Here is a 14,987-nt window from a genome sequence, read left to right as displayed (position 1 = left end):
TGACTAATAGCGCTGCAACGGTAAGAGATCAGGGGAGTATATAAAATCTTAATCATATGATTTTTTGCTGTGTTCAAATTCTGACTCAGTTAAACGGGTTAAAGTGTTTTTAAGGGTTTGCCACTGTAATCCTTGTCGTTTTTGCTGTTGTTGTTGTTGCTTATGGGCCTGTGTGCCTTGGTATAGCTCAATTAATTGCCCGGCAATAGAAACGGCCACTTCCATTGGTAATTTACCCGTCACTTGGCTTAATCCAACGGGGCAGATCATTTTTTGGATCTGTGCGGGAGAGAATCCTCGATGGGCCAATCTATGCTGGAATTTTTTATTTTTAGTGTTGGAGCCTATCACGCCCAACCACAGTGCATCATCACGTTTGATAATGGCCTGGCATAATTCAAAGTCTAATTGATGGTTGTGGGTTAAAATTAAAAAGGCACTGTTTGCCGCTGCGCTTGAGACTTGTGCTACGGGCTCGTGATCGATAATTTGCTGAACATTAGCGGGCAGTTGTGCAGGGAAAATATCCGCGCGACTGTCAATCCAGCGGATTTTAATAGGTAATTGAGCCAGCATCGGAATAAGCGCCTGCGCGACATGACCGGCTCCATAGATATCTAATGGTAAATTATCACAGCTAAACACCTCCAACATGACAACCGCATTGCCACCGCAACATTGCCCCAGGCTTGCACCCAGTTGAAAATTTTCAATTGCCTGGCAAGCTTTACCCTGCTCTATTAAGCAGCGCGCTTGTTCAATGACTTTAAATTCTAAATGGCCACCGCCTATGGTGGCGTAAATATTGTTTTGGCTGACCACCATTTTTGTGCCGCTGCCACGAGGTGTTGAACCGGAAGTCCCTAACACAGTCACCAATACATAAGTTTCACCGCTTGCCTCGAGCTCCGTTGCGGCTTGTAACCAGCTATGGCCGTGTAAACCTTGGCAAGATACGTTAAGCATAACTATCCCTTCTCTTTGTCGGCTGGCTGATTTTTCTGCCACTGCTGCGCTTGTTGTACTGCTGCTAAAATAGCTTCAGGTGTCGCCGGGGTATTTAAACTTGGCGCAAATTGATACTCGGTGATACTGGCGATCGCATCTCGTATTGCACACCACACACTAATGCTGAGCATTAAAGGGGGTTCGCCTACCGCTTTTGATTTAAACACTGTCGCCGCTGGATTTTGTGAATCATAGAGTTTTACATTGAACTGTGCAGGTGTATCTCCTATCGCCGGGATCTTATAGGTAGCAGGGCTGGCACTCGCCAGTTCGCCACTGTCATGCCAACGTAAATCTTCAGTTGTTAACCAACCCATGCCTTGAATAAAGCCACCTTCGATTTGGCCAATATCCAAGGCGGGGTTAATTGAGTTACCCACATCATGTAAAATATCGACCCGGGTAACGGTGTTTTCACCCGTTAATATATCTATTTCCACTTCACTTAAAGCCACCCCATGGGCATAGTAAAAAAAAGGATGACCTTCAGCTTTTTCTCGGTCGTAATATATTTTTGGGGTGGCATAGAAACCCGTGGCTGATAATGAAATTCGGTTTTGATAAGCGAGATTGATAAGTTCTGTAAAACTAATTTGACCTTTGGCATGAACAACTTGGTTATCAATCCATTCAATGGAATCGGGAGCAACAAGAAAGTGCTCACAAACAAAATCGAGCAGCCTTTGCTTAATGATATTTGCAGCATTTAAGGCCGCCATGCCATTTAAATCTGTCCCACTAGATGCCGCAGTGGGCGACGTGTTGGGTACTTTATCGGTACGGGTGGCATTGACTAAAATGTGTTCCATATCTATCGCGAGGGCTTGTGCAACGATTTGTGCAATTTTGGTATTTAAACCCTGGCCCATTTCGGTGCCGCCGTGATTTACGTGTACAGTGCCGTCGGAATAGATAACCAGCAGTGCACCCGCCTGGTTTAAATGTTGAACGGTAAATGAAATACCAAATTTAACGGGGGTTAATGACAAGCCTTTTTTAATAAGAGGGGAGTGTTGATTAAACGCTTTAATGGCAGCTTTACGCGCCCAATAATCAGCCTCTTGCTCGACCTGAGTGATCATATCCTGCAATATAAACTGTTCAACTTTTTGCTTATAGGGGGTAATGTCCCGGCCGGGCTGATATAAATTAAGTTTACGAATTTGCAGCGGATCTTTACCCAAATAATAGGCGATATCATCGATGATCCGTTCGGCTATGAGAGTCCCCTGCGGTCCGCCAAATCCTCGAAATGCGGTATGGCTGACGGTATTTGTTTTACAGCGATTACCGTTAATATAAGCGGCTGGATAATAGTACGCATTGTCGGCGTGAAACAGTGCTCGGTCGACGATCGCATCAGATAAATCAGCAGAATAACCGCAATCCCCATTTACGTTGATATCGGTGCCCTTTATCAGACCATTGTCATCAAAACCGACCCGATAGGTATTGTAAAAGGGATGGCGTTTACCGGTAATTTTAAAATCGTCACTGCGTGCCAGCCGAATTTTAACGCTTCTGCCCGTGTAATAAGCGGCAAGTGCTGCAAGGCAAGCCCAAGGTGCTGCTTGTGTTTCTTTGCCGCCAAAAGCACCGCCCATACGGCGCATTTCAACGGTCACAAAATGAAAGGACTGGTTAAGCACTTTAGCCACTAAATGCTGAATTTCGGTCGGGTTTTGTGTTGAGCAGTGAACAAACATACCACCATCTTCAGTCGGTGATGCGATGCTGACCTGTCCTTCTAAATAAAAGTGTTCTTGGCCGCCTATGTACATTTCACCGCTTATTTGATGCTTTGCCTGCTGAATCGCTTGCTGTGGGTCGCCTTTATGTAATGCATGCGGGGGACGTACCCAGCTTTCATTTTCGATTGCCTGTTTAATATCAAGTATCGGTGGGGTGCTTTGATATTCAATTTTCACACGTCGCGCGGCAATACGTGCTGTTTGATAACTGTCTGCAACCACTAATAAAATTGGCTGACTATGGTATTGAATAAGGTCATCGGTTAATAATATATCACCCGAAAAAACCGGGCTGACATCATTTTTACCGGGAATATCCTGGGCACCGTAAATAGCGATAACACCGCTTATCTTGAGCGCTTCCGAGGTATCAATCGAGATAATTGTACCGCTGCTGATGGTCGATAATACCGGGTATGCATGCAGACTGTTTATCTCTTCAGGCCGATCGTCAATATAAACAGCTTTACCCGTTACTTGCTTAATGGCGCTTTCATGGATAAATGATCGGCCAATCGCATCGCTTGCCGGGTTGCCGAGTTTATCGGTTTCAAAGTGCCGCATGATTTATCCTTGTGTGAATGACGTTGCTGGAATCGTCATCTTTCGCGAGTTGAATTTGACCCGATGCTTGAAACCAAATACGGTCAAATAAATTTTTACTGACTTGCAGGCGATAGGCAGAAGATGCTCTGACATCAGATAAAGGCTTAAAATCGAGTTCAATTTGTTGTGCTGCCAGTTGTAAATTTTTCAAACTGAGGGTTTTGCCATTTAATGCAGCTGCTACGTGTTTCGCTGCTGCCGGGATTGCTGCCATTCCCCCCATCACACATTTCACTTGCTGCATTTTTTGATCATTAAGCTGATAACTCAATACTAAACAAATGGCGGAGATATCATCTTCCATGCGTTTAGATATTTTGTGACAGCTTAATTTAAGTGTGGCATTGCGTTTGGGGAGATGGATTGCAACGATCACTTCATCGTCTGCTAATTGCGTTTGACGGTAATCGATAAAAAAATCTTCTAATGCCATAACCCGTTGGCCGCGAATGCTGTGTAGCTCAATCTTGGCATCTAGCGCAATCAGCAAGGGGGCAGGATCCCCGATCGGTGAAGCATTACCTATGCTGCCACCAAGCGAGCCGGCATTTCTAATTTGCAGCGAGCCTAAGCGTTCCAATAGTTCACTGGCTTCGGGGTAAATCTGGCAAAACGGTTCAATAAATTCACTATAAGGCAGTGCGGCACCAATATGCATGCCATCATCGTTTTGACTAAATTGCATTAGCTCAGGGCAATAACGTACCGAAATTAACTGCTTACTCAATTTCAATTGCTGATTAAACTCGACGGCTAAATCCGTTGCTCCTGCGACAAATTTTGCCTGCGGATGTGTGGCTTTAAGGTGATAAAGTTGATCTAAATTTTGTGGTAAATAAAAATATTGTTCAGCACTTTCAATGAATGGAATCTCATTTAAAGCCAGTGCTTTTTTCAGCGTCATGGTTAAGGCCATCACTTGGCGGCTGAAACGATTGTCTTTATGGGCAATATTTTGCTGCGCGTTATTGTCATAACTGAAACATTTTTCAGCCGCTTTTAAAATAGGCTGATAACCGGTACAACGGCATAAGTTACCCCCTAACGCTTGAATAACGACTTCTTTGCCCGGATAAGCAGAATGATTCATATATAAAGCAAACAAACTCATGATAAAACCCGGAGTACAAAATCCGCATTGAGATCCATGGCATTCAACCATCGCTCTTTGTACCGGATGCAAATTTTCTATAGCCGGTTTTCTGCTGACCGTTAAGGCTTCAACTGTTATCAGATGTTTACCGTGTAAATTGCCCACTAGCATTAAGCAGCTATTAATGCTTTTGTAATGCCATTGACCATTAACCAAATCACCCACCACGACGGTACAAGCACCACAATCTCCAGAAGCGCACCCCTCTTTGCTACCAATTTGCCCTATGTTGGTGCGCAACCAGTCCAAAATGGTCAAACTTGGTACGAATGATGTCAGTTCAATCATTTCGTCGTTAACTAAAAACTGAATCACATAAACCTCTCTTAACTTTTCCGGCCCTTTATTCGCAGGCTGTTAACGTTGTGTTTTGCTGGTGGTTGAAAATATTTACAAATAACTAACCAGTTGGTCAGTTTATTGCATTGCATAGTCTGTACCAAAATTAATCTGGTGTTCAAAATGATCGTTGTGCTGGGCGCTATTAAGCGATTTTTAATAACTTAATAATGAATGTAAGTATTTTTAAGGGTGTCATCGAACCAATTATCGAATCATCCATTTCTTATTTTTAGCTTTATACAGGGTGTATAAAGCTAAAAAATCAACATTAATACATTGGAGAAAAACTATGAAAAATACGTTTAAAATATTGTGCCTAATGCTTAGCTTAAGCATTTCGGCCTTTTGCTTTGCAAAAGAACCTTTAAAGATTGGATTTGTTTATGTCAGCTCAACGGGTGAAGCCGGCTGGACCTATACCCATGATCAAGCCAGACTTAATTTAGAGAAAGTGTTTGGCGACAAAATTAAAACTACTTTTATAGAGAACGTCGCCGAAGGCCCTGATGCTGAACGCGTCATTACGCAATTGGCACAAAGTGGTCACGAACTGATATTTACTACTTCATTTGGTTATATGAATCCAACCCTGAAGGTCGCTAAAAGATTCCCCAATGTAAAATTTGAACATGCGACAGGTTATAAACAAGCGGCCAATGTGGGCACTTATTTTGACCGTATTTATGAAGCGCGATATCTAACCGGAGTCGTTGCCGGGTATATGACTAAAACCAATATAGTAGGTTACATAGGTGCTTTTCCAATTCCAGAAGTTGTACGCGGTATAAATGCCTTTACGCTAGGTCTGCGTTCTGTAAAACCGGATGCAGTGGTTAAAGTCGTATGGGTAAATACCTGGTTTGATCCGGCAAAAGAGCGCGAAGCGGCAAACAGCCTGATAGATCAAAAAGCCGATATCATTACCTTTCATACCGACTCGCCAGCAGCAGTGCAAGCAGCTGAAGATGCCGGAATATATGCGGTTGGTTATCACTCGGATATGAGCGCCTTTGGGCCAAAAGCCCATTTAACCGCCGCGGTTCACAATTGGAATGGTTTTTATGTTAAAAAAGTTCAAGCAGTGTTGGATGGTACTTGGAAGGCTGACGATGTATGGGAAGGCATTGGTTCAGGTATGACCGAAATTGCGCCTTTCAATAAGGCGGTACCTGAAGATGTAGTGAATAAAGTGAACGCACTGTCAAAACAGATTGCTGCCAAAACGTTCCACCCATTTACAGGGCCGATAAAGGATCAATCAGGTAAATTAATCCTAGCAGAAGGTGAGGTGATGCAGGACAAAGACTTGCTCGGTATGAGTTATTATGTGCAGGGTGTGGACGGTAACTTAAAATAGAAGCATGGAGTTATCATCACAATGAGAATATTTAGTGTGACGACTAAATATTCTTTTTTTTACGCACCTATTTGCTCAGAAAAAGAACGGGATTCGCATCTTCTTTTATCTTTTTCTTATTCAGATAGTGAGTGAATAAAGGGGACAGCAAGGAGGTTAAAATCATTGCCCCCATCAGCGAATATTGATGAAAATCAAAAGACTCATTCAATAAAAATAACCCCATTAAAATTCCCGCTATCGGATTGCTAATACCTGTAAAAGTAAATTCAACCACACTCATGCGGCTTAATAACCATACATATAAGGTATAAGCTAAAACCGTATTCGGCAGAATTAACCACAGTAATCCTAATCCGTTTAAGCTGTTAATATTTTGCCACACATTAATATATTGTGCAGGTGAAACAATGGCTTGCAGACTTGCTGCCAGCGCTAACAGCGCTCCCCCTAAAATTAACTGCCAGGATAAAACCGTCCACCAGTGAATATTATTACTTAACGATTTGGTGATGTTGCTGCCAACCACAACACAACCAATCGCAGCAGCTAATGCCAGTAAACCGAGACTGCTTAATTGTATCTGCTGTGGATCAAATAAATTCCAGGCTAAGATAATTAATAATATTCCGGAGAGGGTTTGTACTTTAGTGGGCAATTTTTTATTAACAAGCCAATGGAATAACATCGCAAAAACAGGAACGTAAATCATTCCCATACTTGAAATGGCCGAAGGCAGGGTTTGTGACATAACAAATAATAAGGTAAAAAATAGCGCAATATTAATGGCACCTAAACGCAATAAAACAGCCCAGTCATTAGGTTTGGGTAAATTGGGTTTAATCATCAATAACAGTAAACCCGCAGGTAAAGCGCGGAGTGCGCCCAGTAATAGTGGTGGCCAACCTTCAAGGCTGTATTGGGTGACTGCATAGGTCGTACCCCAACAAAAATAAGTCACCATTGCCAATATAATATTCATTTTTGTATCTCTGTATATCTTTACGCTAAGATAAATACTTTAGGAAGTTTCACTCGTCGAAACTATCTTTACGTTAAGGTAAATAGTCTGCGCTAATTTAAGCTTTATGTAAAGTATCTTTACGTGAAGATATGTTGCATCTGTAGCCATGATACTTCAAGATACAATTCGGCTTACCCTAATGGGATTGGCTTAAAAATCAGCGCAAAGAGACACTACCTTATTCCCGTTGAGTAAAGTCGCTGGATGGAAGGCGTAAACATCAATATTAATTTAAGGGTAACATTTTGGATAAATTAGATCTGGTGGTTAAGCAGTGGCATATCGAGAAACCGCATCTAGATACAACCCCGATGGCGTTAATCGGACGTTTATTACGTATCAGCAAACATTTAGAAACACGCATAACCCAATGCCATAAAAATTTTGCTTTAACCTTGGGTGAATTTGATGTCTTGGCGACGTTAAGGCGCGCTGCTAATAATTCCTGTTTAACCCCTTCTGAGTTAATTTCTGCTTTATTATTAACCTCGGGGGCAATGACTCATCGGCTAGATACATTAAGCGAAAAAAAATTAATCCTACGCGCCCATAATGCACAGGACCGGCGCAGTGTGACGGTGGCGTTAACGGATCAGGGGCGCGCTTTAATTGATCAAGCGATTGAGGCGCATGTAGCGGTACTGAAGGAATTAGTTAACTCATTAAGTGCTGCCGATAAAAGTATGTTAAATGGCACGTTAACTATTTGGTTGGGGCAGTTTGAAGCCGAGTGTGTTAACGAACTTTGAGCTGATTTTATGATTTCTCTAACTTCACAATAAAATATAAACGTTTTTACCGGTGCCTGTCAATCTATAGAGTATTGCCAATATATGAATAAAAGAGTAATAAAAAGTACTAAAAGTCGGCGTAAGTTAGCCAATATACGTAAAGATAATTTGCAGCAAATTCTACAAGTCGCTGAGAATATATTTGCCGAGCGTGGTTATAGTGGAACGACCATTTCATCTATTGCCGATGAAGCGGGTTTACCAAAAGCCAATATCCTTTATTATTTTAAAACCAAAGAAGGTCTCTATAAGGGAGTGCTCAATCATTTATTGATTATATGGATGAATCATATGAATGAAATGACGGAATGCTCACATCCCAGAGACGCCCTGCGAAATTACATTGTCAAAAAAGTGCGTCAATCTAAAGATCATCCTAATGCTTCTCGTATTTTCGCCGCTGAGATTTTACATGGCGCACACTACCTGAGAAGGGCACTTGAAGAGGAATTAAAAGATCAATTTGATGATACTTGTCGAGTATTTCGTAGCTGGATTGCCAAGAAATGGATGGATCCAATCAACCCGGAACATTTGTTATTTATGCTTTGGACTTCAACCCAAGCCTATGCGGATCATAGTCTGCAAATCAGCATCTTAATGGGAAAAGAACGTTTAGATGAGCATGATTTTGAACAGGGGATCGAATTATTAACGCAGGTGATTTTAAAAGGGTGTGGCGTTCAACCTAAGTAGATAATATTTTAAATTAGGATTCGATTGGCATATATCCCCGGTCTTAAAATGAATTTAATAAACCGAATATTAGCTAAGTGGCTTTAGATTCTTTGTATCAGCTCATAATAAATAACGGCAGCTACCGCTTATATTAATCCCTATTGATAGCAATACAGTCCTATTACTACAGAATTGAGGAGATACAGAATGGATCAAAATAACCCGCGTGATTATATTGGTTACGGCAGAGATAATGTACCTGATGCTGACTGGCCAAATAAGGCCAAAATAGCGCTGCAATTTGTTCTTAATTACGAAGAAGGGGGTGAACATTGCGTATTGCATGGCGATCAACATTCAGAAACCTTTCTTTCTGACATTGCCGGTGCTGAGGCCTACCCTGATCGCCACATGAGTATCGAATCCTTATATGAATATGGATCCCGTGCCGGCGTGTGGCGCGTATTGAATGAATTTAAAAAGCGCGAATTACCGCTCACAGTGTTTGCTGTGGCAACGGCACTGCAGCGCAATCCGGAAGTGACTCAAGCATTCATTGAAGATGGTCACGAAATCGCCTGTCATGGTTTAAAATGGATTAGCTATCAAAATACGCCCATCGAGCAAGAACGCCAGGATATGCAGCAGGCATTACAGATAATTACCAACTTAACAGGCCGGAAACCTTTGGGTTGGTACACCGGACGAGATTCACCGAACACACGTTTGCTTGTCGCTGAACAAGATGAGCTGCTTTATGATTCCGATTATTATGGTGATGATCTTCCATTTTGGACGCAGGTACCATGCCAGCACAATAAACAGCAGACACGCGGGCATTTGATCATTCCCTATACATTAGACAGCAATGATATGCGTTTTCATTCACCCTATGGATTCAGTCACGGGGAGGAATTTTTTCAATATTTAAAAAATCATTTTGATTGTCTCTATGCCGAAGGGGCGACTAAACCGAAAATGATGTCGATTGGTTTGCATTGTCGTATTATCGGTAAACCGAGCCGTTTTATGGCGCTGAAAAAGTTTTTAGATTACGTACAATCCCATGAGGGTGTATGGATAAGCAAACGCGAAGATATCGCCAAGCATTGGATAAAAACCCACCCTTATCCTGGTTAGAAAGGGCTCAACGGCTGCAATCATAAGGTCAGGCCGTTTATTGGCAGCTCAAGATAAGGTTACGATCTTGTGCCGCCAATACTGTTTTCGTTCACAAGTTATAAAGCCGTATTAAATGTTCCTGCATCAGATTTCCCCTTCAATCTCGATAATTTTTTCTGCTGTTATCTTTTTTTGCACCAACAAAGTGCTTTCCTGCACCATTTTTTGTTTTTTGTCTTCCTAATATATTTGCAATGTAAGTTTAACTAATTGTTTTTAAATGGTTTAAATTTCATATCTTTTTTGGCGCGATTGTTGCAGTTATGTTTGTTGTTGTTCCAATCGATTTATTTTTTAATGCAGTTATACGGAGATAGCAGATGAAATTATGTAAAGTATTATCAAGTGTATTCACATCTTTATTGTTAGTGTTTACGATCCATTCAGCGCAAGCTGATCAGCTCGAATCTATCCAAAAAAGTGGGGTGCTAAGAGTCGCTGTCCCGCAAGATTTTCCACCCTTTGGCTCTGTGGGTACTGATTTCAAACCTCAGGGTTATGATATTGATATGGCTGCCTATTTAGCTGATGAATTAAATGTGAAGCTTGAACTTGTTGCTGTCACCAGCGCCAACCGCATTCCTTACCTGCAAACACGTAAAGTAGATCTTGTTATATCGAGTCTGGGGAAAAATCCGGAGCGGGAAGCCGTCATTGATTTTAGTTCAGCTTACGCGCCATTTTTCCTTGGTGTCTTTGGAACCGATGATGAAATAGTTTCTTCTCCAGCGGATCTTAAGAATAAAACAGTCGGTGTTACTAGAGGTTCAGTGGAAGATCTTGAACTGAGTAAACTGGTCACATCAACGACGACCCTGCAACGTTATGAAGATAATAATGCTACTTTATCAGCCTTCTTATCTTCTCAAGTGAGTCTTATTGCGACAGGTAACTTAGTTATTGCTGAAATTGCGACTCGCTTTCCAGAAAAAGCCCCTAAAACAAAATTTTTATTAAAAAATTCACCTTGTTATATTGGCGTAATGAAGGGTGATGCAGTGTTACTTAAAGAAATTAATCGCCTTGTTGCTAAAGCTAAAAAAGTTGGTGTACTTGAAGGATTTTCACAGAAATGGCTAAAAGCTCCATTCCCTGCAGATCTCAGCGTATAACTTACTGACAATAAAGGAACTTTTCTATGAGCTATAATCTTGATTTTTATGGGTTGGTTCCTTACCTGCCACAGTTTGTGGCAGGTGTCGGTACAACAATACAATTAACTGTTATTTCTACCGTTTTGGGGTTAATACTCGGAACATATTGTGCGGCAGGGCGTATTAGTAAAGTGCGTTGGTTAAATTGGGTTTGCGCTGTTTATATCGAAGTGACGAGAAATACGCCTTTTATTATTCAATTGTTTTTTATCTTTTTCGGGTTGCCCGCATTAGGCATCAAGTTGTCTGCGTGGCAGGCCGGAATGATCGCGATGGTGTTTAACTTAGGTGCTTACAGTGCCGAAATTATTCGCGCAGGTATTGAGGCAACGGCAATAGGCCAATGGGAAGCTGCAAAAACCTTAGGTCTTACACACCGCCAAATTTTCATGCACGTTGTTTTGCCACCCGCCTATCAACGTGTTTATCCGGCGCTGGTAAGTCAATGTATTATTGTGATGTTAGGCTCTGCCGTGATATCACAAATATCAGTTGAAGAACTGACTTTTGCGGCGAACTTTGTTCAATCGCGTAGTTTCTTGAGTTTTGAATCTTATATGTTGACCGCGTTGATTTACCTCGTGTTGGCTATTTTAATGCGTCAACTATTCTCGCTGATAAAAAAATTCATCTTTAAATCATCTGCTGTGTAGGGAACCAAATAATGATGCAATTTACAGATTGGGATATTTTAAGAAATTTATTGTTTGCAGCGCGTTGGACCTTGCTGCTTTCTCTCTTTGCTTTTATTGGCGGAGGGCTGGTAGGACTGGCTTTGACCTTTATAAGAAGTATTAAAAATCCGTTTCTGACTAAACTGGTGCAAATTTATGTGGAGTTATTTCAGGGAATTCCATTATTGATGCAACTGTTTTTAACTTTTTTTGGATTGTCTTTAATTGGCCTTGATGTTGATGCCTGGTCTGCCGCTATTATATCACTGACTTTATTCAGCAGTGCTTTTTTGCATGATATTTGGCGTTCATGCATTGAAGCCTTACCCAAAGGTCAATGGGAAGCTTGCAGAACATTAGGCCTCACTCATGTGCAAATGATGCGTCATGTCATTTTTCCTCAAGCTATAAAAATGGCAATAGCACCTACCGTTGGATTTTCTGTGCAGATTGTTAAAGGAACCGCATTGGCATCGATTATCGGTTTTGTTGAATTAACTAAAGCGGGCACCATGCTAAATAACGCAACATTTCAACCCTTTAAAGTATTTGCGCTGGTTGCTTTGCTGTACTTCGTTATCTGTTTCCCGTTGTCTGTTTTAGCTCGCTATCTGGAGAATAAAAATTATGTACGTCGTTAGTGTTGATCAAATCCATAAATATTATGGTGAAAACCATGTACTAAAGGGAGTTAATTTAAAAGTTAAAGCAGGAGAAGTGATTTCCATTATCGGTCGCAGTGGTTCCGGTAAAAGTACTTTACTGCGCTGTATGAATGGATTAGAAGAGTTTCAGCAGGGGGCCATTATTGTTGATAACCAGGCCGTTGAAAATGATGAATTTAAATTACGCTTATTAAGCCGTAGTGTTGGTATGGTGTTTCAAGGATTTAATCTTTTTCCGCATAAAACAGTGGCTGAAAATATTATGCTTGCACCCGCTTTAGTCTTAAAGAAAACACCGGAAGAATGCCGACAATTGGCTAAAGAGTTACTTGATAAAGTGGGTTTAAGTGATAAGTTTGATGCCTATCCGGCTAATTTATCTGGGGGACAGCAGCAACGAGTTGCTATCGCTCGCTCGCTGGCTATGTCACCTAAGGTCTTGTTATGTGATGAAATCACCTCTGCGCTGGATCCTGAGCTGGTCGGAGAAGTATTAAAGGTTTTAGAAAAATTGAAAGCAGAAGGAATGACGTTAATACTGGTCACCCATGAAATGAACTTTGCTCGCAATGTGGGTGACCGTGTGGTGTTTATGAATCAAGGAAAAGTGTGGGAAACCGGGCCCAGTGATGAAATTTTTTCCAATCCGCAAACACCCGAATTACAAAGCTTTATTTCAGTCGTCAGATAACAGTATTTATTTTAAATTAGGCCTAACTTCATGACACGAACGAACAACCCGTTGAGTGAGCGAATTACTAAAAATTATGCTCAATTGACAAAAAGCGATCAACGTTTAGCCGATTATCTACAGATTAATCCGGAAAAAATACTGATCCTGTCAACCAATGAAATTGCTGAAGCATGCTCGGTATCAAAAACCAGCGTCAGTCGTTTTATTCGTAAATTGGGTTATGAAGATCATTTGTCCTTAAGAAATGAATTGCTCGCAGCCAGAGATAAGGGAGAGCCTTTATCAGTTACTGCACTTGAGGATTCCGAATTTCGTCAGGAAGTGCAGTCCTTAGAGCAATTATGGGCGCAACTGAGCGAGATGGATCTGGAACAGTTAATCGAAAAAATAGCCACAGCCAAACGCGTTAAAATTATCGGTTATCGTAACAGTTATCCGCTGGCACTGCATTTTCGCCAGCAGTTGATGCAATGTCGCCCAAATGTTGACTTATTACCTTTACCGGGACAAACGATAGGGGAAGATTTGGCCTCTATTGATGCAGATGATTTTATTATTATTATTGGTATTCGTCGCAGGGTAAGTAATTTTTCCAATATTATTGAACAATTAACTAACCATGACTGCTTACTGATCACCGACCAGTCAGGTCAGAAATACGCGCAAAGCGTGTCGCACTTTTTAATCTGTTATATGAATAATCAAGCTCCCCTTGATAGTTATGCGGTACCCATGAGTTTAATTGCGCATTTGGTTAATAAAACCTATCGCCTGCTCGGTAGCGAGGCGGTCAAAATAAGCAGAAAAATCAGCATGAATTATTCACAGATCAATGAATTAGAATAATTTAAAAAAACAATAACCCCTATTTTAATAAGTGTGTAACCATATGAATATAATAAAAAAATTAAAAAAAGAGTGGTTTCTGATCAGTATGGCGTTCGCTATTGTTTTAGCGATATTGACGCCTGATGTAGGGCGATCGGGTGGCTGGGTTCACCTTGATCTGCTGACTGGCCTGGGAGTCGCGCTGGTGTTCTTTTTGCACGGCTTAGGTTTGTCACCTAAAGCTATCAAAGCGGGGATTAGCAACTGGCGATTACATATTTATATTCAACTGGCTACCTTCTTGTTTTACCCCTTAATTTGGGTTGTATTGGGTGAAAGCTTTCTTGCTTATATGCCGCCGGCATTGGCGTTCGGTTTCTGTTATCTGTTTGTGTTGCCGAGTACCATTTCATCTTCAGTGGCAATGACCAGCGTCGGTAAAGGTAATGTCCCTGCGGCCATTTTTAACGCTTCGCTTTCCAGTATTCTGGGCATTTTTATCACCCCGTTATTAATTCAGCTGTTTATGGGCTACGAAGGGGTTGAGCTGGATTTAATGGCATCGGTCACCTCTATTGCTCAATTGCTTTTATTACCGATGATTGTTGGGCAGTTAGCGAGACCTTTTTTGCTTGCTCAAGCTGAAAAACATAAATCAGTAGTGAACAAAGTGGATAAATACGTCATTTTAATGATTGTTTACAATGCATTCTGTGATTCTGTTGCAAATGGTATTTGGCAGGAATTTTCACTGGGATTATTGGTGACCTCATTTGCTATTTGTTTGGTTATCCTTTTAATCATGGTGCATTCGATTCAATGGGGGGCGCGTCGTTGCAAATTTGATCTGCCCGATGAAGTTGCCGCGGTATTTTGTGGAAGCAAAAAAACACTGGCCGCGGGTATACCTATGGCGAAAGTGATTTTCGCCGGCGATCCTGCTCTCGGTATGATCTTATTACCGATCATGCTCTACCATCCTATACAGATTTTCTACTGCGCAATGTTGGCGAATCGTTATGTAAAACAAAAAGAGCAGAATGAACAGTTAGCGACTAACCAGCGATAAGGAATGTCAGA

The 14,987-nt window shown here is 41.4% G+C and carries 14 protein-coding genes; 10 read left to right on the top strand and 4 right to left on the bottom strand.

The annotated features are described in order from the left end of the window. Nucleotides 1-48: 48 nt before the first annotated feature. The 3 genes from xdhC to xdhA are packed head-to-tail and all read right to left on the bottom strand — an operon-like array spanning nt 49 to nt 4,833. Nucleotides 49-972 (bottom strand): xanthine dehydrogenase accessory protein XdhC, encoded by a 924-nt coding sequence (gene xdhC, locus ACJAZP_RS02400; RefSeq protein WP_415229291.1) that lies wholly within the window; start codon nt 970-972, stop codon nt 49-51. Continuing rightward, nucleotides 969-3,323 carry a xanthine dehydrogenase molybdopterin binding subunit gene (xdhB, locus tag ACJAZP_RS02395; protein WP_415229136.1) on the bottom strand — a complete coding sequence of 785 codons (2,355 nt, stop codon included), beginning with the start codon at nt 3,321-3,323 and terminating at the stop codon, nt 969-971. Before xdhB ends, xdhC begins: the two co-directional genes overlap by 4 nt. Further along, nucleotides 3,310-4,833 (bottom strand): xanthine dehydrogenase small subunit, encoded by a 1,524-nt coding sequence (gene xdhA / locus ACJAZP_RS02390; protein WP_415229135.1) that lies wholly within the window; start codon nt 4,831-4,833, stop codon nt 3,310-3,312. The genes xdhB and xdhA overlap by 14 nt, the downstream gene beginning before the upstream one ends. A gap of 316 nt (nt 4,834-5,149) precedes the next feature. Between xdhA and ACJAZP_RS02385 the strand changes: the two genes are divergently transcribed. Next, nucleotides 5,150-6,217 carry a BMP family ABC transporter substrate-binding protein gene (locus ACJAZP_RS02385; RefSeq protein WP_415229134.1) on the top strand — a complete coding sequence of 356 codons (1,068 nt, stop codon included), beginning with the start codon at nt 5,150-5,152 and terminating at the stop codon, nt 6,215-6,217. A 67-nt stretch (nt 6,218-6,284) separates the two neighbouring features. On the opposite strand, the gene ACJAZP_RS02380 is transcribed toward ACJAZP_RS02385, so the two are convergent. Further along, complete coding sequence (locus ACJAZP_RS02380) at nt 6,285-7,199, bottom strand: DMT family transporter (RefSeq protein ID WP_415229133.1); 915 nt, start codon at nt 7,197-7,199, stop codon at nt 6,285-6,287. 287 nt (nt 7,200-7,486) lie between these two features. Between ACJAZP_RS02380 and ACJAZP_RS02375 the strand changes: the two genes are divergently transcribed. The 9 genes from ACJAZP_RS02375 (at nt 7,487) to ACJAZP_RS02335 (ending at nt 14,976) form a co-directional block, all read left to right on the top strand. After that, a complete protein-coding gene (locus ACJAZP_RS02375; RefSeq protein ID WP_415229132.1) occupies nt 7,487-7,990 on the top strand; it encodes a MarR family winged helix-turn-helix transcriptional regulator in 504 nt (167 codons plus the stop codon). Nucleotides 7,991-8,074: 84 nt separating this feature from the next. Next, a complete protein-coding gene (locus ACJAZP_RS02370) occupies nt 8,075-8,728 on the top strand; it encodes a TetR/AcrR family transcriptional regulator (RefSeq protein WP_415229131.1) in 654 nt (217 codons plus the stop codon). A 189-nt stretch (nt 8,729-8,917) separates the two neighbouring features. Further along, complete coding sequence (gene puuE, locus ACJAZP_RS02365) at nt 8,918-9,850, top strand: allantoinase PuuE (RefSeq protein WP_415229130.1); 933 nt, start codon at nt 8,918-8,920, stop codon at nt 9,848-9,850. 362 nt (nt 9,851-10,212) lie between these two features. Continuing rightward, the gene (locus ACJAZP_RS02360) at nt 10,213-11,004 is read left to right on the top strand and encodes a transporter substrate-binding domain-containing protein (RefSeq protein WP_415229129.1); all 792 of its coding nucleotides are present in this window, start codon (nt 10,213-10,215) and stop codon (nt 11,002-11,004) included. Nucleotides 11,005-11,030: 26 nt separating this feature from the next. Next, on the top strand, nt 11,031-11,699 hold the full coding sequence (locus tag ACJAZP_RS02355; protein ID WP_415229128.1) for an amino acid ABC transporter permease: 669 nt from the start codon (nt 11,031-11,033) through the stop codon (nt 11,697-11,699). 11 nt (nt 11,700-11,710) lie between these two features. After that, entirely contained in the window at nt 11,711-12,361 is a 651-nt protein-coding gene (locus ACJAZP_RS02350) for an amino acid ABC transporter permease (RefSeq protein ID WP_415229127.1), read from the top strand. Next, on the top strand, nt 12,348-13,076 hold the full coding sequence (locus ACJAZP_RS02345; RefSeq protein WP_415229126.1) for an amino acid ABC transporter ATP-binding protein: 729 nt from the start codon (nt 12,348-12,350) through the stop codon (nt 13,074-13,076). The genes ACJAZP_RS02350 and ACJAZP_RS02345 overlap by 14 nt, the downstream gene beginning before the upstream one ends. A gap of 30 nt (nt 13,077-13,106) precedes the next feature. Then, complete coding sequence (locus ACJAZP_RS02340) at nt 13,107-13,925, top strand: MurR/RpiR family transcriptional regulator (RefSeq protein ID WP_415229125.1); 819 nt, start codon at nt 13,107-13,109, stop codon at nt 13,923-13,925. A 43-nt stretch (nt 13,926-13,968) separates the two neighbouring features. After that, nucleotides 13,969-14,976, top strand: a complete 1,008-nt coding sequence (locus ACJAZP_RS02335) for a bile acid:sodium symporter family protein (RefSeq protein WP_415229124.1) — start codon at nt 13,969-13,971, stop codon at nt 14,974-14,976. Nucleotides 14,977-14,987: the final 11 nt, after the last annotated feature.

The organism is Psychromonas sp. (assembly GCF_047632955.1).
GTDB lineage: Bacteria > Pseudomonadota > Gammaproteobacteria > Enterobacterales > Psychromonadaceae > Psychromonas.
Note: the sequence above shows the minus strand (reverse complement) of the source record. Positions and strands in the feature narration are given on the sequence as shown.

Excerpts from the sequence above, each read along its gene's own strand:
- xdhB (WP_415229136.1), bottom strand. The coding sequence starts at position 3,323 with ATGCGGCACTTTGAAACCGATAAACTCGGCAACCCGGCAAGCGATGCG.
- ACJAZP_RS02385 (WP_415229134.1), top strand. The coding sequence starts at position 5,150 with ATGAAAAATACGTTTAAAATATTGTGCCTAATGCTTAGCTTAAGCATT.
- ACJAZP_RS02380 (WP_415229133.1), bottom strand. The coding sequence starts at position 7,199 with ATGAATATTATATTGGCAATGGTGACTTATTTTTGTTGGGGTACGACC.
- ACJAZP_RS02370 (WP_415229131.1), top strand. The coding sequence starts at position 8,075 with ATGAATAAAAGAGTAATAAAAAGTACTAAAAGTCGGCGTAAGTTAGCC.
- puuE (WP_415229130.1), top strand. The coding sequence starts at position 8,918 with ATGGATCAAAATAACCCGCGTGATTATATTGGTTACGGCAGAGATAAT.
- ACJAZP_RS02360 (WP_415229129.1), top strand. The coding sequence starts at position 10,213 with ATGAAATTATGTAAAGTATTATCAAGTGTATTCACATCTTTATTGTTA.
- ACJAZP_RS02355 (WP_415229128.1), top strand. The coding sequence starts at position 11,031 with ATGAGCTATAATCTTGATTTTTATGGGTTGGTTCCTTACCTGCCACAG.
- ACJAZP_RS02350 (WP_415229127.1), top strand. The coding sequence starts at position 11,711 with ATGATGCAATTTACAGATTGGGATATTTTAAGAAATTTATTGTTTGCA.
- ACJAZP_RS02345 (WP_415229126.1), top strand. The coding sequence starts at position 12,348 with ATGTACGTCGTTAGTGTTGATCAAATCCATAAATATTATGGTGAAAAC.
- ACJAZP_RS02340 (WP_415229125.1), top strand. The coding sequence starts at position 13,107 with ATGACACGAACGAACAACCCGTTGAGTGAGCGAATTACTAAAAATTAT.
- ACJAZP_RS02335 (WP_415229124.1), top strand. The coding sequence starts at position 13,969 with ATGAATATAATAAAAAAATTAAAAAAAGAGTGGTTTCTGATCAGTATG.